The organism is Photobacterium angustum, assembly GCF_002954615.1.
Classification (GTDB): domain Bacteria; phylum Pseudomonadota; class Gammaproteobacteria; order Enterobacterales; family Vibrionaceae; genus Photobacterium; species Photobacterium angustum_A.
On the sequence record NZ_MSCJ01000001.1, the window covers coordinates 1,584,085 to 1,608,464 of the forward strand.

A 24,380-nucleotide genomic window follows, 5' to 3' on the forward strand; every position below is an offset into this window, starting at 1 on the left:
AAGATATGACAAATATGATTGAATTTATATCTTCAAGATATAAAATCCCATCCTTCATCTCTTGTATTGATATTGCAAATGTTTGGTAAGTTAACAAGTAAAAACAAAAGTTTAATCACTAGCTTTAAACTTTTCTCTCTGTTATTCACAGCAATATCAGGTGGATATTTTGCTTATAACGCCTATCATTTAGACGAATTTCATGATCAATTTTTTGAAAAAATGAATTCGATTTACTCTGTTAGTCGACGTTTTAGTTCATATTACAACAATACTGGCACCACCTTTATCCCAAAAGGTATGCATGATTACAATGGCGTTGACGTTTGGGTAAAAAAACCTTCAGATGTAAAATTATTATCAACAGGGATAAAACGCCTTCGTTCTCAACTAGATGAACTTACCGATAATAATATATGGACTATTGCGGTTTTTGAAAATCCTGCCGACTATGTCCATTTTGATCCCGCTAGACCACTCTATTTAGAACTTTATAAAAATAATAAAGACAACGATATAATAAAGCGAATTATCAAACGTGAGGGTCTCGGTGAAACCTACCGATATTTTTATGGCTGTAATTTAAAACTGACGGAAAGGTATGTAGAAGAAAGTTCTAACCAAAAGATCAGGTCTTTATATTACCCTATTTACAATAATCGTAAGTTAGATGCGTTACTGGTCATTGATATCAAAAGTAACTTACTTAATGAATCTCTTAAAAGTTACAATAATGAATTCAAGACGGTGCTTTTTGCTAACCCATCAAAGCATGGCTATTACATAGAAAAGCTATTACCTTGCGCTAGCCAAGATCCTTTTTATGTTGGTGTAAACTTATTGGCTATTTTAAAAGTATCGCTTACACCTGCATTACTTTTAACCTTCTTTATTCAACTCTTAAGTTCGAGATTAAAAAGAAGAAAGTTTTCGTTACAACGCGATCTCATGACGCATTTCTATCGACGTGATTATTATGAGAAAAAGCTACTTTCTCAAAAGAGTTTTTGTTTATTAATCATTGATATTGATAACTTTAAGTCTATCAATGACACTTATGGTCATGAAGTCGGCGACGAAGTAATTCGTACTGTCGCGGAAAGAGTAAACCAATGTATCCGCCAAAGTGATATCGCGATACGTTGGGGAGGAGAAGAGTTTATTTTAAGCTTCCCAGTAATGACAAGAGAGCAATTAGAGCTGAAGGCAGAAGAAATCCGACATATTATTCAGGTGTACCCTATCCATGGGATTGATGTCACAATTTCAATTGGGGGGACTGTGTCGGACACATTGTCATTTACTGAAGCATATAAAGTCAGTGATGATGCGTTATACCAATCAAAACATAACGGCCGTAATCAATCGACGATTATTTGATAACGTTATTGCTGATGACAACTTACTTTTGATACTAAATTAGTAAATAATTACTGTTATATGCCATCCTTGATAAATCACTTATCGTTCAAGGATGGCAACATGATCACTTCATCTTTATCAAATCATATTCTTACGCTCACTATTGACCGCCCTACCGCGAAAAATGCACTTAACCTTGATATGTACCAAGATCTTGCTCAACAGTTAGAGCGAGCAAAAAATGATGATATATACGTCGTTATTATTACCGGTAATTCGGATATTTTTTGCAGTGGTAATGATATTGAAGACTTTATTCAATTAGCGCAGGCAGATAACACTCAAGCACAAATAAACCGAGAGATTATTGAACGCTTTATGCTCGCAATGATTGATTGCCCTGTGCCTATTATTGCCGCGGTGTCTGGTGCAGCCATTGGGATAGGGATGACACTGTTACAACACTGTGATTTCATTTTTGCCACTCCTAATACACACTTCACTCTCCCTTTTGTAAAGCTCGGATTATGCCCTGAATTTGGTTCAAGTTTGTTATTACCGCAATTGATCGGTGAACGAAAAGCTAAAGCAATGTTACTGCTTGGCGAGGAAATGACAGTAGAGGAAGCGTTATCTCTTGGTTTTATCAATCAAATAACCGTTCAACCTGAGCAACGTGCTGCGCACTGTGCTAATACACTTGCCGCTTTACCTAAAGAAGCATTACAACACTCTAAAAAACTACTATCAGACAGTACGCGCCAACAGCTTATTGATTGTATTTACAAAGAGAATGACCTTATTTTTAAGCTGATTAAACGTTCAGAAGCAACCAGTGCATTATCTCGATTTAAGGGAAAAAAAAGTCATACTTAATTCATGAATAAAAATTATGACTAATTTGTTGCATTATCTTGTAAAGGTTCTATGACAAAGGGTATAAATAGACATTACCATTTATTAACGCCACGGATGACCAAATATGTTTGAGAAAATTACGGCAGCTCCTGCTGATCCAATTTTAGGTTTAACAGAAGAATTCAAAGCAGATACACGCGCAACAAAGATTAATCTAGGCGTTGGTATTTATAAAGATGAAACAGGTAATACACCTGTTCTTGCCACCGTAAAAAAAGCAGAAGCAATTTTGCTTGAAAAAGAAAAAACAAAATCATACTTAAGCATCCCAGGTACGCCAGAATACGGCCTAGCCGTACAAGAGCTACTTTTTGGTAACGATGCAACAATCATCACTGAAAAACGCGCACAAACAGCTCAAGCACCTGGTGGTACTGGTGCACTACGTGTTGCCGCTGAATTTATTAAGCGTCAATTAGGCGATGTGAAAGTATGGATCAGTAATCCTACTTGGGCAAACCACCACGGCGTATTTGGTGCTGCTGGTCTTGAAACACAGCAATACTCTTACTATAACGCTGAAACAAGTGATATTGACTTTGACGCTGCTGTTGCTGATTTAAGCCAAGCTAGCGAAGGTGATATTGTTCTTCTGCATGGTTGCTGTCACAACCCAACAGGTATTGACCCAACAACAGAGCAGTGGCAAGTACTAGCAAAACTCTGCATTGAGAAAAAACTACTACCAATGTTTGATTTTGCTTATCAAGGCTTCGCACGCGGTGTAGAAGAAGATGCGCAAGGTTTACGCATCTTTGCAGATCAACTGCCAGAATTACTGGTAGCAAGTTCATTCTCTAAGAACTTTGGTTTATACAATGAACGTGTAGGTGCATTTACACTTGTTGGTAAAACTGCAGAGCAAGCAGCCACAGCATTTAGCCAAGTGAAATCTATCGCACGTGTTATTTATTCTAACCCACCAGCTCACGGTGCTGCGATTGTAACAACAATCCTAAACAACGCTGAACTTCGTGCAGAATGGGAACAAGAAGTTGCTGATATGCGTGATCGTATCCAAGAAATGCGTACGCTATTTGTAACGACATTAAAAGAGTTAGGTGTAACTAACGACTTTAGCTTCATTGAACGCCAAAACGGTATGTTCTCGTTCTCTGGTTTATCAAAAGACCAAGTTACACAACTTAAAAATGACTTTGCTATTTATATTGTTGGTTCAGGCCGTATTAGTGTTGCGGGCATGACAAAAGATAATATGATGCCTTTATGTAAAGGTATTGCTGCAGTCTTATAATATAAAAGATAAACAATAAAAGAGGACGTAATGTCCTCTTTTTTATTTCTGAGCATAACAACTAAATGTCTTTTTTCTGCGAATTTGACTAATTAAAACAAGATAAAATCAGCCTGATTTATTTAATGGTAATACATTGCAATATAAATCGCGCTCGTAATTTCTTTTTAGCTGTTCCTTCCAAGGTCTTTTTGCAATAGGAACAAGATAGAACATTTCACGTGTAGTATCTGTTACAAAAGCCATATCATGGCGCATCACTTCGTAGTGAATATCATGAACAAATCCTAACGAGAAACTTTGCCTACCCGTTAATATATTTATATCTTCCCGCGTTAAAGAAACGCCTTGATTATCTTCAGCAAAACGATCAATCAACCAATCTGAAAATTCTCTCGCACTTATCATTGTCATAGATCATTAACTCCAAATGCTTCGAGCTCCTTGAAATTAACATCCAAATAATCGCCATATAAAACGTAAACTAATAAATGTTTAAATGTAATCTAATAAAATCATGGATATTAATTCATTATTATATTTATAGCATTAAAATAGTTATTATTAAAAATAATCGGAACGATGCATAAATAATAAAGTAGAACTTAATATTAGCAGAAGAAAATAATTTAGAAGGAATATAAATGAGAATAAAAACCCCCGCTTCTTAAGAAGAAGCGGGATTGGCTGATTAAAGTGCTTTGTATAAAACTTTGTTGCCAGCCAATTGAATGCGTTCAACTAACCCTTCTTCAGTCAGTTTTTTTAACGCACCTGTAGCCCAAGAAGCCGCTTTCGCATCTTCCTGACCAGCTTCTAAGCCAATGCCTTTAGGGTTTAAACCTTCAGCATTTTTAACAACAATATCTAACACTTGTTGCTGCTTAGGAGTTAATGACACTGCCGTTGTTGCTTTCGCAGGTGTCGCTTTAACTTCTTTTTTTGCTTCTACAGCTTTTGCTGCTGGTGCAGCTTTCACTGTTTCAACATTTGATGCTTTTTCAGCTGCTTTTTTAGGCGCTGCTTTTGTCGCTAACTCAGCAAAAACAGGCGTCTGTTTTTGAAGTTTTAGCTGTACTTTACGTTTGTGAGAGATTCTCATTAAATTTCCTACTCCGTTGCACTACTTTCAGTCACCACTATGCCAGCGGGAAAAAGTAAGCGCGTTTTATATCAAGTATGTCAGAGAAATGCCAGCAAACGGCGACATATCAACCGATAAATATGATTTTAAGCAAAAAATTCCTTCTATATTCTTCATATATACTTAATAAGTACAAAAGATGTAGGCATCTATCATGAACATGCCGTTGATGTGCAATATTTTGAGTAGCCAATACGATCGCTACGCATGTCCATAACGTAGGATAAATAGATGATTTGATTTGGAGTAAAACAATGGAAACGTACCATGTAAAGTCAGCCCCTATTACCCCTTATGTAATGCTGTTTGTTTTTTGTTTTACAGCGTCGATTAGTGCTAGCTGCCTTACCTTTTTTATTCCTGATATGACACTTCTAGCAACTATTCTGACCACTATTATTATTGGGGTTAGTGCCGTTATTGTTATTCGTTACATCTGTGATTCAAAATATCTGTTCACGCTTACATTCATGCATTGCCAATATCATAGTCATTACGGTGGTTGGTCAACGCCTTGGTATAATATATCGCAATTAGGTAAAGCCGAAATAAGCCACCAAGGCTGGCAACAACCTCTGCCGTGGATTGGAATTAGACTCAACGATTATGATGATTTTATTAAAAATATAAGCCCCCGTTTGGCTGCTCGCATTATTATTGAGCAACGCATTTTATTAGTCATGGCGATTAAAAACAGCGACGTTGATAATTACACGATAGAAGATGTGTTATTTGATGATGAACCTTACCAATCACCAAATGGTAATGTCTTTAAAGGCCTAAGAGCGATGCTAGCACACCGTATGAAATATAATCGTGAGTTCTTAGGCTTTGATTTTTTCATATCTGAAGATACGTTAGATAGGCCAATTAATGATTTTATTGGCCTACTAAGACGTTATAAAGCAGCCGCTATACACTAATAGCGTCGCCGTGTTGCGCTTTTAAAAATGGTAATAGCAATAACCCTATCGCAGCAGCTGCTACAGAAATAACAACAAAGAATCCCATCCAATGGTAATGCTGCATAATTATCGCTAGAGGGTAACCTGCAAGCGCTGCGCCCATATAGGCAAATAGCCCCACAAATCCGGTTGCTGCGCCAACGGAGTCTTTATGTGAGCACTCAGCAGCCGCCATACCTATAAGCATTTGAGGGCCAAACACAAAAAAGCCAATCGTAAATAAACACACCGCCTGCAACACAAAGCTCGAGATTGGAATTAACCACAGCGCGGCAACAGATAAAAAGATACCGATTGAAAACAATAAGATCATCGGCCCGCGATTACCTGAGAATATTTTATCCGATCCCCACCCAGCCACCAGCGAACCGAAAAATCCGCCAATTTCAAACAATGACAATGCGCTATTAGCCGTGATCAAGCTATAACCGTATTGTTCGGTAAGGTATAAATTACCCCAGTCATTAATCGCTGTCCGAACGATATAGACCAGAATATAGCTAAAGCTTAATAACCAAATGTATTTATTATTGAGTACATAACGAAATAGGATCTGCTTTTGCGATAAGCCCTTGCCTGTATTTTCATGGGCAATTTCTAAGTGATCTTTGCGCCAGTGTCCGATACTCGGTAATCCCATTGACGTCGGTTTATCGCGTAAACGCCAACAAAGAAATAAACCGATAACCACAGCAATGATGCCAGGAATATAGAAACTGTAACGCCAGCCAAAATGGAGCACAGTGAAACCAACAATAATGGGGATCATTGCGCCCCCCACATTGTGTGCAGTATTCCAAATAGACCACCATCTGCCACGCTCAGAGCGTGAATACCATGTTGTTAGTAATTTAGAACAGGCAGGCCATCCCCAGCCCTGAAACCATGCATTTAATATCCATAATATGCTGAGCGCGACAATGGAACTAGATAAGCCAAATAGAATATTAATTATACCGGTTGCAATCAGCCCAACCCCCATAAAATAACGAGGATTAGAACGATCACTGACAATACCAGAAATGAATTTAGAGCAGCCGTAAGTGATATAAAATAATGTGCCCATTAGGCCAATATCTGCTTTATCCCACCCCAAATCAGTAATGATTGCAGGCATGGCATAACTGAAGTTTTTACGGGTTAAATAGAAGGCAGCGTAACCAATATACATACTCACCATAATGTGAATACGCCAATAACGATAGCGTTGTGCCGTTTCTTGAGTAGCGTCTATATTCATAATCTCTATTATCGTCTAAAGGTTCTAAACCTACGAGAGCGAGCTAAGCTGTGGCAGTACAACACGAATGTTAGTCCCAGCTAAAGGCGGATGGTCATAGTACATCTGTAATTCAGCTTTAGGCTGAATATGGCTGGTAATAACACACTGACCACCTAACGCTTCGATACGCTCTTTCATCCCACGCAAACCAAAGCCTTTCAATGTATCACTGGTTTTAAAACCCACGCCGTTATCTTCTATTTCCATTGTGATATTGTCATCAACCGACAGTGTGATCAGCACTTCCGTTGCCTTTGCGTATTTTGCGATGTTATTTAGCGCTTCCTGTGCGACACGAAACAGCGTGATTTGCAGCATATCTGACATCACATCATCAATATTTTTCGGATAAGACATTGCGACATCAATATCTTGTGCTTCAAAGTTTAAATCTCTGATCACTTGTTCGATCGCTGCTTTTAAGCCTAAATCATCCAGTGTCTTTGGCCGTAATTGCGACAATAAGCCTTTTGTTGTGTCATAAATATTTAGCGATAATTGCTCTATCGAAGAGGCACAAGATTCGCCAACCTGTGATGTTTCAACACGTTTTAAAATACTGGCTTGAGTGCGTATTGCGGTAATATTTTGTCCAATTTCGTCATGTAATTCTCGAGCGATATTTTGTCTTACAGACTCTTCTGCCGTAACCAACTGACGTGATAAGGAATAATTGCGTTTTAATTGTTTCGACAGTTTTTTATTTAAATCACGCTGATGTTGGATCCCAATCCCCAACAAAATCCCCGTAATACTTTGTGCTGATAACGACAGCAACAAATCAACGGTTTCAATTGAGCTCACTTCACTACGAACAGCAATTAAAGCAATACTGTTAAGTAAGGTGCCCAGTAATGCCCCTTCCCAACCATAACGAAACGCTAATACTATAATCGGAATTGCCAAACAAAATGGCGCAAACAAACTCAATTGCTCAGGTAAATGCACCTGCAATAAGATGTTGGCAATGAATAATAGGCAGAAGAAAAAAAGATGCTGGCTACGAAATTCAACCGGACGAGAAACCACATCGACTGTTAATGGTATCCACTCCTTTTGAAACAAATAATTCCAAATCAAATAACAGCTCGGTACCAACATTAAGCCGCTTGTCATACTAATAAGAAAAATAAAACCGAGTCGGCGAGTATTGAAAAGATCAAAGAAGTGCACCCCATTCAATACCAGCATATTGATCAATGCTAACGTTGTTATCGCAATCGCCATAACAGTAAGTAAACGCCACTGCACACCTTTATAATAACGCCGCGCAAGTAAGGTGACAGGTATCGATAACATACTGGCAATAAATAAAGCCAGCCAACTATATTGCGGCAAAGATAATGCCAGTAATAGTAACCCGCTCCATTCTGCACTATAGATAGCAAGCCAATACTTTTTAGAGCTATGAAGAGTTAAACCAAGCCTAAGTGCAAAAGGAAAAAACACCGTTGCGAGAATAGGATCCATAATGAAGTAATATGAAATACCCCATAAGCAGAACCAACTACAGCAAACAAATAACCAAACACAAAGTGATGTTAGGCTAAAGCTACGCACTAGATAACATCCCCGCTAAAGAACTTAGCAAGCTCAACGTTATTTTTTACGTCCAATTTATCCATCGCATTCGCACGATGAACATGTACTGTTTTATGGCTTAAACCCAATTTTACCGCGACCGCTTTAACATCGAGCCCTGTTGCCAATAATTCACTAATTTGATGCTCACGTTTCGTCAATTTTCCTAACGCTTGCTTATTACAATTAGGTGAAACTAAATTAATCGCGATATCAGGGGTCAAATAACAACCACCTTGCGACGCTGTTCTTACCGCTTGAACTAATTCCTCAGGACTACAACGTTTACTTAAAAAGCCTTTTGCACCTAAGCTCAATGCTTTTTCTACTACCGTTGCAGAGTCATGGACACTCAGCATAATACTTGTAATACCTGATGGAAGATCTTCAAGTAACGTTAAGCCACTTTCATTAGGCATCGAAATATCTAAAATACATACCGTAACATCTAAACCAGGTAAACCTAATCGAGCATCTTCAGCAGAACTGAATTGTCCAACAACCTCCATATCAGGCTCTAACGCTAATAGCTGAGCAAAGCCAGAACGCACGATTACGTGGTCATCAACCAAAGCAATTTTAATCATTACCTGAATACCTATAGAGAAAAACCCCATAAACTACCCCTTAGTATTACTGTGAGCAAGTGCTTTACTTTAGTTTTATTCCCTATTGATATACCTAAATGCATAGATACAAAAAAAGCGCTTTGGTAATCAAAGCGCTTTTCTAAAACGTTATATGCTAATTAGTTAGTTGCTAATTGCTGTTTTTCTTTCTTCTCACGGTAAATCTTACGCTCTTCAAGAACAGCAACAATTGCCATGATCACACAACAAATAACTGCAGCCGTATCTAGCGCAACGAATGTTCCTGCCCAACCCGTTTGACCGAAAATAGGCGTACCATCAGCAATCATACCTAAACCTAGTTTCGCAAAGCTATCACCGATTAGGTAAGCAAACGTACCTTTAATACCATCGGCAACCGCGATGCCCTGTTTAGGCACAAAGCCAACTGCTGCAACACCAATAAGAAGCTGTGGACCAAAGACTAAGAAACCAAGTGCAAATAATGATGCTCTGTAAGCAAAAATTGTATCCGCATGTTGGTAGAAACCTAATGTTGCAATCACACCAATAAGCGCAATACACGCAACTAAGCCACGACGACCATTGATTAAGTCAGAGAAGAAACCCCATAAACATGTGCCGATTAATGCGCCCGTTTCGAACATGGTGAAACCAGAAATAGCCGTTTCTTTATCAAAGCCAAGTATTTCGTAACCATATACCGTTGACCATTGGTCGATACCAATACGCACAACGTAAAGAAATACGTTAGCAAAACATAGAAGCCAAATAACCTTGTTGTACAGCACATAGGTTTTGAAGATTTCCAGCTTGCTCATCTGGTTTTCGTTAACCGCTTTGTCTTCTTCAGAAATTGGCTCTTCAAATAGCTCTTCTGCAGTACCTAAACCATAAGACTCTGGGCTATCGTTACCCATGCTAAAACCAATTAGCGCAACAACAATTGCAATGATAGAAGGCACGATAAACATACCCGCAACATTACCATTAAAGAAGTAGTTTGCACCAAATAGTGCAACACCTGCGGCACCCGCACCACCGATGTTGTGCGAAATATTCCACATACCAAGGAACGTACCGCGGTTCTTTTTACTGGTCCACTTTGAAATAGTGGAGTACGAGTTAGAACCACCCACACTTTGGAATAAACCCGATAATGCATACAGGCCAATCATCATGTAAAACGAGCCCATTGATGGCCCCATGACTAAACCAAAGCCCAGCATACATAAACCAGACAATAATAAGCCCAATGGCAAAATATTTTTCGAGTTCTTACCATCACACCAGTAATTTAATGCTGTTTTACCGATGCCATAAGTAATAGAGAAACCAAGACCAATGGTACCTAGTTGCGTCATACTCATACCGTAATCAGAGATCAGGTCGTTTTGCGCAATATTGAAATTCTTACGGATGAAATACATTACCATGTAGCTAACAAATACTACGAGGTATGAACGTAAGAATGGCGCAAGCCACATTTTCTTACGAACAGCTAAAGGTAAATCAAGCGTTGGTTTTCTTACCTGTGTAAGCAGTTTTAACATGTGAAATCCTCAGATAGTCACTGAAAAATCGATGCTATGGATGTTTTATGATCAATACGCCCAATCGGAGTACTGTTATTACCATTAACATTCACAGTGCAGGGATCACCATCATTCAAAACGTGTGATTAAATTGGGATAAACCAATCAAAATGGATAGATGATCATTGCCGAGGATTTTATCGATACCCAACCGTTAGGGCATGAGAAGCCGACCTAACATGACTAGGAATAATTCCTAGTTTACGTGAAATCGGAGTAAAAGTGTGACACAGCGCAAACTGATGATATGTAGCAAATAGAATAAAGTGAGGATAGAACCTCACTTTATAGAATAGAAAATCGCATTAATATAATGGCATTTCATCAGCAACAAATGGGTTTGTTGCTCGCTCATGACCAAATGTCGATAATGGACCATGACCCGGTACAAAAGTCACAGCATCACCTAACGGCCATAGCTTAGTTTTAATCGCGTTGATCAACGTTGGATGATCACCACGAGGAAAATCAGTTCGACCGATTCCCCCTTTAAATAGCACATCGCCAACAAATGCAACATTAGCGTCATTGCTAAATAAAATCACATGTCCTGGGGTATGTCCTGGGGTATGGAGAACTTGCAATGTTTGATTACCGACATTAATTTCATCGCCATCGTTTAGCCATTGCGTAGGCTCAAATGCTTCCGTCATCGGAAAGCCAAACATTTCGCTTTGACGCGGTAGGCCTTGTAACCAAAACTCATCATCTTTATGTGGACCAATAACCGGTACATTTAAAGACTGAGATAACGGCGCTGTACCTCCAACATGGTCAAGGTGACCATGGGTTAAAATAAGTTGAGTAACGGTTAACCCTAACTCGTCAACCACTTTGGTTAATTGTTCAATGTCACCACCAGGATCAACAATCGCCGCTTGGTTTGTTTCATCACACCAAATAATTGAGCAATTTTGCTGAAACGGTGTAACAGGAACAATTTGATACTTAAGACTCATACTCGCTTAACATCCTAGCCATAAACATAAGCCGAAAGAATGCCACGATTATTTATAAAAATATAGCGACGATTTATGCTATCTCATTAACCACGCCAGTTACGCACAGGGCCTGTATCAATATGCACAAATTGGCTCCCTGGGTAATAACCCACACCACCAATTTTCAGATCCATTGCCGCTTGGCGAATTTTTGCTAATGGAACACCTTCAAGGTTAAAATCGATAGCTTGTGCCTTCATGTGATAACTCTTTTTCGCTACTCCACCGCTGCGTTTTGCTAACATTTTGTTAGTTTTTGGCGAGCGATAACCAGAAATAAGTTGAGCATAACCTTCATGTCCTAAATATGTCTGAATTTGCGATATTGCATCATATAAACGGCGATCAATACGCGCGACTTCATTTTGTCTAAAATCACGGCACAGATGATCAATTTGTCTTACCGCAGAGCCGACATAGGTTTTTCCATTAAAATATTTAGTTTCTAACTCTTCACCTGTATGAAGATTACGAATCAATAGACTACGAGGATCTGATGCTTTAAATGGGCTGGCAATTGCTATATTAGGTAATAAACAAGAACCGACAACCGCTCCGCCGAGAGCAAGGAATTTACGGCGATTAATATTAATTTCTGACATACCAACTCATGATAAAAAAGTGCTATTTATTGTAATAATGCAAAGCGTATACCACCCGCTTTTCCTGCACGATATCCATCACTGATAAAGTAGTCAAAGACTCACGTCACATATTTTTAATAGCAAAAAAACTACTATTTATTTTCATGGGGTTATCTAACTCAGTAATTGTAAGCAGAAATTAACGAACTATTTTTTCCTTGATCGCGGTCATACTTATATATATCACTACGGTAATTCAGCAAACCTAAATCATCGACCCATGCTGTCTGATAAATTAGATCTACAGGTACATTTTTACTGTCACCCAATACTATTGTGCGCGTTTTTCTACTTCTAGATAAATTATTAAAACGCTTTTCACTACTTCCTGAATATTCCAATAGTACCCTTGCTAAACTTTTTGCTCGTTCAACTCGAATACAACCAGAACTTAATGCACGTTCATGCTTTTTAAATAAAGATCGTGAAGCTGTATCATGTAAATAAATAGCTTGGTTATTCGGGAAATTAAATTTAAATAATCCTAATGCATTTCGTTTTCCTGGTTTTTGTCTTAAACGATAAGGAAAACGATTCGGTGATAACAAATGATATGGAATTGAATTAATAGCTATTTTTTGCGCACTTCCCCATCCTTTTATCACTTCATAATTATGGTTTGCCAAATAATTTCGATTTCTTCTCACCTTCGGCATAATATCTCTTTTCATAATAGAATTAGGGACATTCCAATAAGGGTTAAAGACAACTGATTGAATATCAGAATCAATCATAGGCGTTTGCCTTGAAGGGCGTCCAACAATCACTTTACTTCCCAGTACCCTTTCACCGTCAAGCCATAAATTCATATAATAACTGGGAATATTTACCACAATCCCAGTGTCAGGTTTCACAGACCATAATCGCATACGTTGTGCATTTAGCGCCAATAGCCGAATACGCTCTTTGATATTTAATGCTAGCCATTGCTGAGTTTGCGGGCCTATTACACCGTCACTCTTTAAACCATGTCGCTCTTGAAAACGCTTTACTGCTATCACAACAGCCCCTGATAAATGTTTTCTTTTTTGAGTGCGTACTTTCTTCGCTTCTAATGCCGTCATATCTCCTAATGTTTCAAGGACAGTCACAACACCCTCAATATTTTTAACATACTGTCCAGGACGAATATTGCCTTTAAATAAAAAGACTGGCCATCGTGTATCTTTTATTTCATTAAGTTTATTTAACGCAGTAACAAGCTCTGTATATTCATTATCTAATGGTTTTAACCTAGCAATAAAGTAACGTAACCGTTGTTGTTCATGGCTTGTTAATAATTCTTCTATAAACCCATCAGAAGGTAATGGCAGTATTGTGGGAGGTATATCACCAAATAACCATAAATTTCCTTTTTTTTGTATTCCTTCAATAAATCCCATATATGCAAATAATGTATCAGTTGCTAACACATCATAATCACGCCAATCATTATTATTTCTATAACGTTTTAAATTATGATAGCGACGGGTTAAATCAGGCGAGATTCTAGTTAGCGATAATAAGTAAAGTTGCTCTTCAAACTCAGCCATGGCAATTTGATCTTGCCAAACTTGACCATAGCCAATGGTTAAATACAATTCAGCTAACTTATCAATATATTGAATACCTTGTACATTATTCGCAATATCTTTAACCCAGCCTTTCGCGATTTGATATTGCTGACTAACGGTATGATTATTGCTAAATATTTCTTCATCCGATGAATTCATTAATTCAGACGTGATAATTTGCTTATCTTTTATCACTATCGTTTTATTTTCAATTTCAGAATGAGATGGTAAATCAGATGAAGCTGTAAGATTAATAGAAAATAAGCATAATACAGAGGTGAAATACCAATACTTACAAATAGTCATAGAAGTCCCCAAGCACTACTCCGCTATTACTAATAATAGTATTTAGAGCATTAAATGTAGACGCAATTTGGTTAAAGTGAAATATATCTATAAGAATAGAAAAGAAACGGGTTGTTATTGGCAATAACGTTCGCAGATTACAAAAAACAGTGCTGTTTCTTAATACTAAGAAGAAACAGCATTTATAATTTCGCAGTAGGAAATAACCTAATTAGACAGAAGACAATGCCCAATGGTTATCCCACATAATCGCACTTTGTTTTGACGTCTTTTTAAAATGGGTATCAATACTGAGTATTTTCCCAGCGCCTGAGCCAACAATCCAATGGTTATCAAGCATTGCAACACCAGAAGCATCAACCAAAGGCTTCACCTCAACTAACTCTCGCGTTGACTGATCCCAAATACCGTAACAATTCCCTCTTGGTGAGGTTGCTAATAAATAGCCATCAATCGAACCAATACTGGCAATGTAATGATTAAACCTCAACCATTGTTCATCTTCAGCCAATAAAGAGTGTAATGCTTGCCCCCGTTGATGCGTTGCCACCAGCGGTGCGGCATGTTCAGGCTCACCACGATACTGTTGACCGCAAGCAACACCACCATTATCCATTAAGCTAAGGTGGCGAATACTTAGTCGCTTATCAGCAAGTTCGGCTTGATCAACAATCTCACCTCGGCTTTTATCTAAATACACTAATGCAGGCTGCATTGAATCAAGGTTTAACGGTGTACGTCCTTGGGTATGCACCCCACCAACCCCCACAGCTAAGGTATTATTATCAGCCCAAATCACCTCATGAGGACCAATACCAAAATCGCTAAACTCAGCCACTTTTGGTAAACCTTGCCTGACCTCATAGACCCCAATAATACCGCGACTGGTTGCTGACTCTCCCTCCGTTGTATACAAATACTGACCATCATCAGAAAAAACACCATGGCCGTAAAAGTAACGATTAGGATCTGCTGCTCGTAAGCCCCACTCTGTACCTGATTTATGATCAAACACTTGAACATATTGCCCAGGACGGCGAGAAAACACCGCTGTTAATGAGCCATTACGTTGCAACGCAATACCATGACCTCGTGCAGGTAGCATAATTTTCAGCAGTGGATTTCCTGATAAATCAGCCACAATAGCTGCAAATTTCCCCGCTGCGGTTCGACTACAACCAATCAATTTGGGCTGACTGTGTGAATGTGCTGAAACACCATGTCTCGCGCTAGCATCACAGCCAGTTAACGACATAAACGGTAAAGCGCTGGCTGATGAAAGTGCATAACGTAATAATTTACGCCTCAATAAATTAGTCGCCATCGGTTGCATTAAACCCCATCACAATACCTAGCTCTGCCGCAACATCATCGTGTAACGCTAACTGAATATATTCCAGCCCATTAAACACATTAATTAATTCGCGGTATCCAGCTTTTGTTTTTAGTAACGCTCCCATGCTCTTTTCTTGAGGCCAATCGGCTAACAACAGTTCAAAGCGCTGATTAATACGATTTGCGGTGATCTCATGTCCTTCATTAATCAATAAAGCATTTAGACCTTTACCATTTGCTAAATATAACTGGTGTAATGCATCAACACTCGCTTTTAAACTCACCATTGATGTTTGTGAACGCCATGCTTCCGCTTGATATGGTTTTGGCTTACCCGGTTTACCCATTGGACGAGTCAGTTTTTTAAGAGTGTAATCAAGCTGGTTATTGAGTGCGCCTAAATATTCACCCAAAGCTAATGGCGGTGGTAATGTTTGCCATGGGTTATGTTTCCACTCTGAGACTAAAGCTGAAGCGGTTTGTACCATATGCCCTGTTATTGCATCGGCTAACTGACAATAATTAGCCTGAGATAACTGCTTTTGCTCTTGATATAAAAACCACTCAGCAGCACCTAAACCTTGCACAACCACACTTTGATCAGCAATGTCTTGGCTACTAAATGTTTTTTCTGACTGTAATAACTCTTTAAGCTTTCTACCTGTGGTGTTCTTTTTGTCAGGCCAAAATTGCACTTGCCAGCTTAACGCTAAAGCTTCTTCACTGCCTTTTTCTCGGCCTTGTAATGCCATCCAGCTTTGCATTGTTGTTAACCATGCATCTTGCGCCGCTTTTATAGATGCATCACTGTACTGAGTACAAATATGATTAACGCTATCATGCAGTAAACGGGTCGATTGCTGATACTTTGTTGCGGCATCCAGTGACAGATCATAAACAGGCGTAAGATTAAAACCTAACGCCTCCGTAGGTTTTACACTTTCAATCGGTGGCGTTGGTTTGGGCTCTGATTGTGAAACGTCAGTGCTATCGTCACTACAACCTGTGGTAATGATACTTAACGCCAATGTACAAACAGTAAGAGTAATCTGAGATTGGCTTGCATACTTCTTCATTACAATACCTCTCCTTTACAGTGAATTTAAAAACGCGACTAATGCTTGGCGATCAGATAAAGGCAGTTGCAACACTTTATCGCGGCTCATTTGTGCTTCACCGCCATGCCATAACACCGCTTCCATAACCGTTCGAGCACGCCCATCATGTAAAAAGTTAGTGTGTCCGTTCACTTCCTCGGTATAACCTAAACCCCATAACGGCGGTGTTCGCCATTCTTGCCCATTAGCTAAAAACTCAGGGCGATTATCAGCTAACCCTTCACCCATATCGTGTAATAACAAATCGGTATAAGGGTTGATAGTTTGTTCAGATAACGCTGGACGATTAGGTACGTTGGTTGTCTTAATATTCGTGCGGTGACAACTTTCACAGCCAATATCAGCAAACAGCTTTTCACCTTTCATGACTTGAGGATCTGTAATATTTCGACGCGCAGGAACCGCTAAATGCTGCGAATAAAATTCAACAAAATTAAGTACTTTTTCCGTCACTTCATGTTTGCCACCATTAGGCAGATCTTGGCAAATTGACTGTTTATCGCTACAGTTTTCTTGTTCAAATAACGCACTGGTTAAGCCTAAATCACCATTAAACGCAGCAGCATTTTGTTGCATTAAAGTCGGTTGCCCCGCTTTCCAACCAAAGCGTCCAATCACCGTTTTATTCGCTTGCACATCCCACACTAGGTTTAATTTTCCGCTTACGCCTCTTCCTTCATCGGCTTGTGCAGTAACAAAAGACTGCAATGTCGCCTCTGGGATATGCTCCAACAAACCCAATCCGATCATGGGTGGCGCAATACGTGCAGATAACATTACATCTTCCACCATTGGGCCATAATTGAGATCCGTAATAGTTAAATTAGGCTTACGTAGGGTTATCACCTCACCGTCAGCAAACGTCACAGGTACATCAGTGTAGGTTAATGATATTTGCCCTTCTGGTTTAGCTTCAGGCAAGGCAAAATCTTGTAATTGGCCGCCATAAGTCGGCTCAGGAATAGTGCCACTTTTAATTAACTGTTTTTTCTGCTCATCTGTTAGTGCAGGAATACTTAAACGTACCAGCATAGAAACAGCATTAATATCGCCTTTCTCAGGTGGATGACCACGCCCATCTTTAATGTGGCAGTTCTGACAACCATTAGTATTAAATAACGGCCCTAAACCATCACGGGCATCGGTTGTTGCTGGCGCTTGGACCCAAGGGTTACGAAAAAAACTGTTACCAACACTGAAATCTAATCGCTTAGACATTGGCAAATTACTTGAAGGCAAAGAAAAGGCATTGGCACCTGTTTTTGGCGTGGTGGTATCACCGCCAGATTTGATTTTTGCCAGTTGCTCTTGGGTATATTTTGGTTTTTGTTTTTCAGGAATAGTGGATTCTGCCAACGCAATAACAGGCAGTCCCCCTAACGACATCAACATCGTTGCTAAATACTTCATACTCACACTCATAGATTCTTATTATTAAAATACGAATAAAGTCGCCCTAACTGCTGGCGACTTATTCTTTATATTTTTGTAGAGCAGTAAGTCGTTTAGAACTGATGATCTGCTGTATCAGGATTAAGATTACTAACACCAATAATACTTGCCGCTTTTTCAATCTCAGCCGTTTGCTGCACTAACGCCATAATAGATTTATTCACCAACGCATGGCCGGCTTTATTATCTGTAGCAATAAGCTGATCAAAGTGTTGGTTATCTTTTTCAGCTGAATCAACAAGTGTTTGTAGTTGAGCACGAGTTTTATCAAATTCAGCTTTAATTTCAGCAGCGGCTTTCTTATCTTTCGCTGCTACTAAATCATTAATACTTGGGCCTGTTAACACTTCACCATTAGTACGGGTGTAAGTACCAGTGTAAACGTTATAGATACCTTGCTCATTGTAGTAATGCGAGTTATGGGTGTTATCTGAAAAACAATCGTGCTCGTCTTCCGTTGAATTGGCTTCTAATGCCACCTTCATACGCTCACCAGCAAGCTCACCTAATGAAAGAGAGCCCATACCAAATAGCATTTTACGCAAACCGTTATCTGCTGATTCTGCTAGTAGTTCACTACGGTAGTTCTTCGCTTCGGTTGCTGACCACTGCTTTTCCATCCATTGCAGATCGTTAATCAACAGTTGAGAAGAAGCCGTTAAATACTCAGCTCGACGATCACAGTTACCATTAGTACACGCTTCGCCTTTTACAAAATCTGTAAATTTACGATCGCCAGCGCCACTCTTAGTACCGTTAAGATCTTGTCCCCACAATAGGAACTCAATTGCGTGATAACCAGAAGCTACGTTTGCTTCAGAACCGCCTAACTCATTTAAATCAGCGATCAATTCAGGCGTGATCTTAGTTACATCAATCTCTTTATTACCCACATTCAGGGTTTTGCTTGCTACGATATTCGCTTTTGCGCCTTCATTACCAAGCTCGTGTTGGTAATCATTCGCTACGTAATCAATTAAACCTTCATCTAACGGCCACGCATTTAGTTGCCCTTCCCAATCATCAACAATACCGTTACCAAAACGGAATACTTCAGATTGTTGATAAGGAACGCGAGAAGCTTTCCATGCGGTACGTGCTGCTGAAAGTGTTTTTTCAGAAGGATTAGCAACAAGTGCAGCAATCGCTTTATCTAAATCTTTCGCGGTCGTTAATGCATCACTATAAACACTATGAGCAAGATCAGCATAATGCGTCACCACTTCTTGTTTAGTTGCCGCTTGTGCCACTGTCGGCAACGTGAATATCGCAGCCGCAATCAAAGTGTGAGTAAATGTATTATTCATTAAAGGTTCTTCCTTGTTGAGCGTTTCTTGATACAACCCAGAATATAAATCTAAGTGATAATTGTTATTATTAAGGCAATATATCAGATTGGTAACATTTTGAAACACATCAACCACATTTAATGATAATAATTTGCATTTAATTTTAAAAAAAAGCTATAAGTCGAACAGATATAACGATTATCTCGATGTAATTCACGTATAATCTTTGCTATAGCTAGCGTAATGATACATATTGCACCACTGAGATTTATTACCGCAGTGATAAATCTCAATACGTAATATGCCGCTGTAAGATTTGGAGATTTACATGGACAAGCACGAAGAAGTTCTGATCGCTCTTCGACAAATTATTCGCGCTATCGATCTGCATTCAAGAAAATTGAACAAAAACGCAGGATTGACAGGCCCTCAATTAGTTTTGATGCGAGCGATTAAAGCATCAGGTGAAGAAGTGACTATTCGTCAGCTTTCTAATAACACTAATATGAGCCAAGCAACGGCTACTACCATTCTTGATCGACTAGAAAAACGCGGTTTAGTGGTACGTCAACGTAGCCAATTAGATAAGCGTAAAGTGCATGCTCACCTTACCGAAGATGGCTTAGCACTCCTTGAAAAAGCGCCATTGCCGCTACAAGACAGCTTTATATCTCAATACCAAGAGTTGGACGATTGGGAGCAATCACTGCTGCTGTCATCAGTACAGCGAATTTCAACCATGATGAATGCCGAGCACCTTGATGTAGCTCCCCTGCTTGAAGTAGGTAGCATTACTCAGCAAGAAAAAACCAAAAGCGAATTAGAAGAATAAGCATCACACGTTCGCAAATATTGAGATAATAAAAAACCGATCGAATGATCGGTTTTTTACTTTTGGATATTTGGGTGTCTTTACAGGTTTGGAAACGTCCACACACCATCTATAATCTCTTAGCTAAGTTGATACATCCGCACAATGAACCCAGTATAAGCACTAACTACATTTTCTCTGTTTAGCCAAAACTTTCCAGCTCCCGTTTTAATAAATCTGGTATAAGCTTGTTCATTAATCGTCATTAGCGAAACATACCGCCGCCTATTTCTGATATCGAAATTTACCCCAGCACTCACCTCAAAAAAACACCACATAAAAAGCATCATATAAAGTGTATTTCGATTCATTCTGATCGTTGGTTGCTGTCCAATCAGAGTCAACGTCCTAAATCTTTACTATTGATACCACGTCTTTTTGCTAATTCTCAATCACCATGAATGTACTTGATGGATTCTACATGTACTCACAATTCTATTGCCTTTAACAGTCATCCCCCATTTTTAGCCAAACAATGCAATGAGTTAAGAATGATAAAAGAGAGTGACGAAAGCAGAACGTCAAGACAAACCCATGCCATATTCAATGTTGCAATTAGGTAACAAAAAATAATATAGCCACGAATAAACGTGATCTAAATCACGTGGGTATTTTGTATTAGAAAATCATAAAGCATCGGGGCTAAAGTGCCTCAAAAAAATGATCCATATCGTGCTTTAAAACATAAATTATTAAGAAAATCATAACTAAAGAGAATGTGAGATAAATGCTTGAGTTACACAAAAGTACTTATATAAGTAACTCAAATCTTTAAGCAATGTAAAAATTAGTGATCAACAAGGATGAAAGCTAGGAGGATTACGTTATAAAATAGGAAAAATTAATCAATGTGACGTACAAGTTCATCAATATTTGCAACGTACATCATCATTTTGCAACAAAACGAAACATGTGTTTTACATTGCTTACTTTTGCCATTAAATTGCACTCATAAACCTTATGAACAAAAGAAGGAAATCAGACACGGTTAATATCAATAACGAATAACAAATTTCTAAATTTTGTTTTCAACGTTAAATAATTACAAATCAACAATAAATATTTGACAATTCTTTTAAAGCAGTCTTCTGATTTTCATTACTGGATTAAATGAAAGTAGTACAAGGTCAGGGAGGAAAAATGAAGATAACACGTAGCAGGAAAGTTGGGATAACGATCCTTGCAATATTATCAGTAGCACTTTTAACGTTCCTATTTACTAGCAGTAACATGGTTCTATTCGATTCAAAAGGTTCGATTGGTCAAGCCCAGTCATCACTGATCATTACATCAGTACTTTTGATGGCAATAATTATAGTCCCTGTTTTGCTGATGTCCGTGTATTTCCCTTACAAATACCGCCACAGCAATAAAGATGCGGAATACAAACCAAACTGGGAGCACTCCACAAAAATCGAAGTGATTGTGTGGGCAGTTCCTTGCTTAATCATTCTTGCGCTTGGTTGGATCACCTATCAAACCTCATATTCTCTCGACCCGCGTAAAGAGATTGCATCTGAAGAAAAACCGTTGACTATCCAAGTTGTTGCAATGAACTGGAAGTGGCTGTTTATCTACCCTGAACAGCAAATAGCAACAGTTAATGAGATTGCATTACCTGTTAACCGTCCAGTTAGATTCCTTGTTACATCTGACACCACGATGAATTCATTCTTCATCCCACAACTAGGTAGCCAAGTTTACGCAATGGCTGGGATGGAAAATAGACTTCACCTTATGGCAGAAGAGAAAGGCGTTTACCGTGGCATTTCTGCGAACTATAGCGGCTTTGGTTTTACCAACATGAAGTTCAAAGCACATGCAGTAGACAATGCCGACTTTGACCAATGGGTTCAAAAAGTAAAAGCGTCCGACAAAGTATTGAACGACAGTAGTTACGACGTGTTGACAGCAAATGCTAAAGAGCAAATTAAAACAGCTCACCCTGTGACTTATTTTGCTTCTGTCGATCCTCTTCGATTCAAAGATATCATTGAAAAACATGCGGGAGTCCAAAATGGCTTATAAAGGCGATGTCTACGCCGATCCGGATCCTATCTTCGGCAAACTAAATTGGGATGTAATTCCATTTACAGACCCAGTTATATTACCTGTTATGCTAGGCGCTCTTTTGGGTGGACTAGCACTTGTAGCTGCAATCACTTACTACGGTAAGTGGAAGCATTTGTGGGAACAATGGTTTACCTCCGTCGACCATAAAAAAATCGGTATCATGTACATCATTGTTGCGGCAGTGATGCTTTTCCGTGGTTTCGCTGATGCCTTCATGATGCGAACCCAGCAAGCTGCAGCAACCATTAATGGAACGGGTTATCTACCTCCTGAGCACTACGACCAAATCTTTAGTGCCCATGGTGTAATCATGATTTTCTTCGTTGCCATGCCATTCGTGGTTGGTTTAATGAATATCATCGTTCCACTTCAAATTGGTGCACGTGACGTAGCCTTCCCATTCTTGAACTCCTTGAGCTTCTGGCTATTTGTTGTTGGTGCAATTCTGATTAACATGTCACTGTTTATCGGTGAATTTGCTGCAACTGGTTGGCTTGCTTACCCACCATTATCTGGTATGGAATACAGCCCTTGGGTAGGTGTCGACTACTGGCTTTGGGCGCTACAGATCTCTGGTATCGGTACCCTACTGACCGGTGTTAACTTCGTTGTGACCATTATTCGCATGCGTGCACCAGGTATGAAACTGATGCAAATGCCTGTGTTTACATGGACATCACTATGTGCAAACGCACTGATTGTTTTGGCTTTCCCAATTCTGACAGTAACGTTAACGCTACTAACACTTGACCGTTACATTGGCACCCATTTCTTCACAACAGATATGGGCGGTAACGTAATGATGTACGTTAACCTTATCTGGGCATGGGGTCACCCTGAAGTATACATTCTGATTTTACCTGCTTTCGGTATCTTCTCAGAAATCACAGCGACATTCTCACGTAAGCGTCTATTCGGCTATGTCTCACTTGTATGGGCAACAGCCGTTATCATGATTCTGTCATTCGTGGTATGGCTACACCACTTCTTCACCATGGGTGCAGGGGCAAGTGTTAACGCTTTCTTCGGTATTGCTACGATGATTATCTCTATCCCAACCGGGGTTAAGATATTCAACTGGCTATTTACTATGTACAAAGGCCGCGTTGAGTTTTCAGCGAGCATGTGGTGGACAATTGCATTCCTAATTACCTTCACAATTGGTGGTATGACAGGTGTAATGCTTGCAGTTCCAGCTGCGAACTTCGTACTTCACAACAGCTTATTCGTTATTGCTCACTTCCATAACGTAATTATCGGTGGTGCGCTATTCGGTTACTTTGCAGGTTTCACTTACTGGTTCCCGAAAGCGACAGGTTTCAAGCTAGACGAAAAACTAGGCAAGCTTTCTTGTGTTCTTTGGACTGTCGGCTTCTTCGTAACCTTCATGCCAATTTACGTTCTAGGTTTCAGTGGTATGACACGTCGTCTGAATGTTGCTGATAACCCTGAGTGGGCACCACTACTTTGGATCTCTGCATTTGGCGTATTTATCATTGCATCGGGTATTGCGACTCAGTTCTACCAAGTTTACGTAAGTATTCGTGACCGTAAGAAGAACCTTGATCTTACCGGTGACCCTTGGGATGGACGTACGCTTGAGTGGGCAACATCTTCGCCACCAGCGTTCTACAACTTCGCGACGCTACCTAAAATTCACGACCGTGATGAGCACCACTATGCAAAAGAGAACGGTTTAGCGTACAAAGCACCTGAACGTTACAAGCGCATCCATATGCCGAAGAATACTTGGGCAGGTGTTGTAATCAGCGCATTTGCATTAACTCTTGGTTTTGCTTTTGTATGGCACATCTGGTGGATGGTAATCGCTAGTGGTGTTGGTATTTTGGCGTCATGGATTGCATACAGCTTTGAGCGCAACAAAGACTACTACGTTGAAGTTGCAGAAGTTGAAGCAATTGAGCGTGCACATCTAGCACGTGTTTATGGCGAACAAGGTTCGACTAGCGAAGAAAACAAAGACGAAGATCAGGATGAAGATGATTCGTCTGACCTAAAACCTGTTACGGCATAGGGACTGACAGC

General features: G+C 39.4%; 20 protein-coding genes. 7 read left to right on the top strand and 13 right to left on the bottom strand.

Annotated elements, in window-relative coordinates:
- Window positions 1-78: 78 nt before the first annotated feature.
- The 3 genes from BTO08_RS06910 to BTO08_RS06920 all read left to right on the top strand — a co-directional run bounded on the left by BTO08_RS06910 (window position 79) and on the right by BTO08_RS06920 (window position 3,535).
- Entirely contained in the window at window positions 79-1,380 is a 1,302-nt protein-coding gene (locus BTO08_RS06910) for a GGDEF domain-containing protein (RefSeq protein WP_105060433.1), read from the top strand.
- A 102-nt stretch (window positions 1,381-1,482) separates the two neighbouring features.
- Window positions 1,483-2,238 carry an enoyl-CoA hydratase/isomerase family protein gene (locus tag BTO08_RS06915; RefSeq protein ID WP_105060434.1) on the top strand — a complete coding sequence of 252 codons (756 nt, stop codon included), beginning with the start codon at window positions 1,483-1,485 and terminating at the stop codon, window positions 2,236-2,238.
- A gap of 106 nt (window positions 2,239-2,344) precedes the next feature.
- Window positions 2,345-3,535: an amino acid aminotransferase gene (locus BTO08_RS06920; protein WP_105060435.1), complete on the top strand. Its 1,191-nt coding sequence runs from the start codon at window positions 2,345-2,347 to the stop codon at window positions 3,533-3,535.
- A gap of 108 nt (window positions 3,536-3,643) precedes the next feature.
- Here BTO08_RS06920 and BTO08_RS06925 read toward each other — a convergent pair whose 3' ends face one another.
- Window positions 3,644-3,949 (bottom strand): hypothetical protein, encoded by a 306-nt coding sequence (locus tag BTO08_RS06925; protein WP_005367233.1) that lies wholly within the window; start codon window positions 3,947-3,949, stop codon window positions 3,644-3,646.
- A gap of 277 nt (window positions 3,950-4,226) precedes the next feature.
- The gene (locus tag BTO08_RS06930) at window positions 4,227-4,637 is read right to left on the bottom strand and encodes a MarR family transcriptional regulator (RefSeq protein WP_105060436.1); all 411 of its coding nucleotides are present in this window, start codon (window positions 4,635-4,637) and stop codon (window positions 4,227-4,229) included.
- A 296-nt stretch (window positions 4,638-4,933) separates the two neighbouring features.
- On the opposite strand from BTO08_RS06930, the gene BTO08_RS06935 reads away from it, so the two are divergent.
- Complete coding sequence (locus BTO08_RS06935; protein WP_105060437.1) at window positions 4,934-5,602, top strand: DUF2982 domain-containing protein; 669 nt, start codon at window positions 4,934-4,936, stop codon at window positions 5,600-5,602.
- Here BTO08_RS06935 and BTO08_RS06940 read toward each other — a convergent pair.
- From BTO08_RS06940 to BTO08_RS06990, 11 genes are all read right to left on the bottom strand, one after another.
- Window positions 5,592-6,884, bottom strand: coding sequence for an MFS transporter (locus BTO08_RS06940; RefSeq protein ID WP_105060438.1), 1,293 nt, complete (start codon window positions 6,882-6,884; stop codon window positions 5,592-5,594). The genes BTO08_RS06935 and BTO08_RS06940 overlap by 11 nt on opposite strands.
- 30 nt (window positions 6,885-6,914) lie before the next feature.
- Window positions 6,915-8,486 carry a signal transduction histidine-protein kinase/phosphatase UhpB gene (gene uhpB / locus BTO08_RS06945; protein WP_105060439.1) on the bottom strand — a complete coding sequence of 524 codons (1,572 nt, stop codon included), beginning with the start codon at window positions 8,484-8,486 and terminating at the stop codon, window positions 6,915-6,917.
- The gene (gene uhpA / locus BTO08_RS06950; protein ID WP_105061318.1) at window positions 8,486-9,094 is read right to left on the bottom strand and encodes a transcriptional regulator UhpA; all 609 of its coding nucleotides are present in this window, start codon (window positions 9,092-9,094) and stop codon (window positions 8,486-8,488) included. The genes uhpB and uhpA overlap by 1 nt, the downstream gene beginning before the upstream one ends.
- Before the next feature lie 161 nt (window positions 9,095-9,255).
- The gene (gene uhpT, locus BTO08_RS06955) at window positions 9,256-10,650 is read right to left on the bottom strand and encodes a hexose-6-phosphate:phosphate antiporter (RefSeq protein WP_045185874.1); all 1,395 of its coding nucleotides are present in this window, start codon (window positions 10,648-10,650) and stop codon (window positions 9,256-9,258) included.
- Between the two features lie 347 nt (window positions 10,651-10,997).
- Window positions 10,998-11,651 carry an MBL fold metallo-hydrolase gene (locus BTO08_RS06960; RefSeq protein ID WP_105060440.1) on the bottom strand — a complete coding sequence of 218 codons (654 nt, stop codon included), beginning with the start codon at window positions 11,649-11,651 and terminating at the stop codon, window positions 10,998-11,000.
- Between the two features lie 86 nt (window positions 11,652-11,737).
- The gene (locus BTO08_RS06965) at window positions 11,738-12,286 is read right to left on the bottom strand and encodes a YcbK family protein (RefSeq protein WP_198038453.1); all 549 of its coding nucleotides are present in this window, start codon (window positions 12,284-12,286) and stop codon (window positions 11,738-11,740) included.
- 170 nt (window positions 12,287-12,456) lie between these two features.
- The gene (locus tag BTO08_RS06970; RefSeq protein WP_105060442.1) at window positions 12,457-14,196 is read right to left on the bottom strand and encodes a L,D-transpeptidase family protein; all 1,740 of its coding nucleotides are present in this window, start codon (window positions 14,194-14,196) and stop codon (window positions 12,457-12,459) included.
- A 211-nt stretch (window positions 14,197-14,407) separates the two neighbouring features.
- Window positions 14,408-15,529, bottom strand: coding sequence for a DUF1513 domain-containing protein (locus BTO08_RS06975; RefSeq protein WP_198038421.1), 1,122 nt, complete (start codon window positions 15,527-15,529; stop codon window positions 14,408-14,410).
- On the bottom strand, window positions 15,510-16,607 hold the full coding sequence (locus BTO08_RS06980; RefSeq protein ID WP_105060443.1) for an imelysin family protein: 1,098 nt from the start codon (window positions 16,605-16,607) through the stop codon (window positions 15,510-15,512). The genes BTO08_RS06975 and BTO08_RS06980 overlap by 20 nt, the downstream gene beginning before the upstream one ends.
- A gap of 15 nt (window positions 16,608-16,622) precedes the next feature.
- Entirely contained in the window at window positions 16,623-18,059 is a 1,437-nt protein-coding gene (locus tag BTO08_RS06985; RefSeq protein ID WP_105060444.1) for a di-heme oxidoredictase family protein, read from the bottom strand.
- Window positions 18,060-18,154: 95 nt separating this feature from the next.
- Window positions 18,155-19,408: an imelysin family protein gene (locus tag BTO08_RS06990; RefSeq protein WP_105060445.1), complete on the bottom strand. Its 1,254-nt coding sequence runs from the start codon at window positions 19,406-19,408 to the stop codon at window positions 18,155-18,157.
- Window positions 19,409-19,718: 310 nt separating this feature from the next.
- Between BTO08_RS06990 and BTO08_RS06995 the strand changes: the two genes are divergently transcribed.
- From BTO08_RS06995 to cyoB, 3 genes are all read left to right on the top strand, one after another.
- On the top strand, window positions 19,719-20,222 hold the full coding sequence (locus BTO08_RS06995) for a MarR family winged helix-turn-helix transcriptional regulator (protein WP_005367205.1): 504 nt from the start codon (window positions 19,719-19,721) through the stop codon (window positions 20,220-20,222).
- 1,179 nt (window positions 20,223-21,401) lie between these two features.
- Window positions 21,402-22,289, top strand: coding sequence for a ubiquinol oxidase subunit II (gene cyoA, locus BTO08_RS07005; protein ID WP_005367204.1), 888 nt, complete (start codon window positions 21,402-21,404; stop codon window positions 22,287-22,289).
- A 28-nt stretch (window positions 22,290-22,317) separates the two neighbouring features.
- Window positions 22,318-24,369 carry a cytochrome o ubiquinol oxidase subunit I gene (gene cyoB / locus BTO08_RS07010; protein ID WP_198771995.1) on the top strand — a complete coding sequence of 684 codons (2,052 nt, stop codon included), beginning with the start codon at window positions 22,318-22,320 and terminating at the stop codon, window positions 24,367-24,369.
- Window positions 24,370-24,380 lie beyond the last annotated feature (11 nt).

Coding starts and splice junctions, on each gene's coding strand:
- BTO08_RS06910 (WP_105060433.1), top strand. CDS start 79: ATGTTTGGTAAGTTAACAAGTAAAAACAAAAGTTTAATCACTAGCTTT.
- BTO08_RS06915 (WP_105060434.1), top strand. CDS start 1,483: ATGATCACTTCATCTTTATCAAATCATATTCTTACGCTCACTATTGAC.
- BTO08_RS06920 (WP_105060435.1), top strand. CDS start 2,345: ATGTTTGAGAAAATTACGGCAGCTCCTGCTGATCCAATTTTAGGTTTA.
- BTO08_RS06925 (WP_005367233.1), bottom strand. CDS start 3,949: ATGACAATGATAAGTGCGAGAGAATTTTCAGATTGGTTGATTGATCGT.
- BTO08_RS06930 (WP_105060436.1), bottom strand. CDS start 4,637: ATGAGAATCTCTCACAAACGTAAAGTACAGCTAAAACTTCAAAAACAG.
- BTO08_RS06935 (WP_105060437.1), top strand. CDS start 4,934: ATGGAAACGTACCATGTAAAGTCAGCCCCTATTACCCCTTATGTAATG.
- BTO08_RS06940 (WP_105060438.1), bottom strand. CDS start 6,884: ATGAATATAGACGCTACTCAAGAAACGGCACAACGCTATCGTTATTGG.
- uhpA (WP_105061318.1), bottom strand. CDS start 9,094: ATGATTAAAATTGCTTTGGTTGATGACCACGTAATCGTGCGTTCTGGC.
- uhpT (WP_045185874.1), bottom strand. CDS start 10,650: ATGTTAAAACTGCTTACACAGGTAAGAAAACCAACGCTTGATTTACCT.
- BTO08_RS06960 (WP_105060440.1), bottom strand. CDS start 11,651: ATGAGTCTTAAGTATCAAATTGTTCCTGTTACACCGTTTCAGCAAAAT.
- BTO08_RS06970 (WP_105060442.1), bottom strand. CDS start 14,196: ATGACTATTTGTAAGTATTGGTATTTCACCTCTGTATTATGCTTATTT.
- BTO08_RS06975 (WP_198038421.1), bottom strand. CDS start 15,529: ATGCAACCGATGGCGACTAATTTATTGAGGCGTAAATTATTACGTTAT.
- BTO08_RS06980 (WP_105060443.1), bottom strand. CDS start 16,607: ATGAAGAAGTATGCAAGCCAATCTCAGATTACTCTTACTGTTTGTACA.
- BTO08_RS06985 (WP_105060444.1), bottom strand. CDS start 18,059: ATGAAGTATTTAGCAACGATGTTGATGTCGTTAGGGGGACTGCCTGTT.
- BTO08_RS06990 (WP_105060445.1), bottom strand. CDS start 19,408: ATGAATAATACATTTACTCACACTTTGATTGCGGCTGCGATATTCACG.
- BTO08_RS06995 (WP_005367205.1), top strand. CDS start 19,719: ATGGACAAGCACGAAGAAGTTCTGATCGCTCTTCGACAAATTATTCGC.
- cyoA (WP_005367204.1), top strand. CDS start 21,402: ATGAAGATAACACGTAGCAGGAAAGTTGGGATAACGATCCTTGCAATA.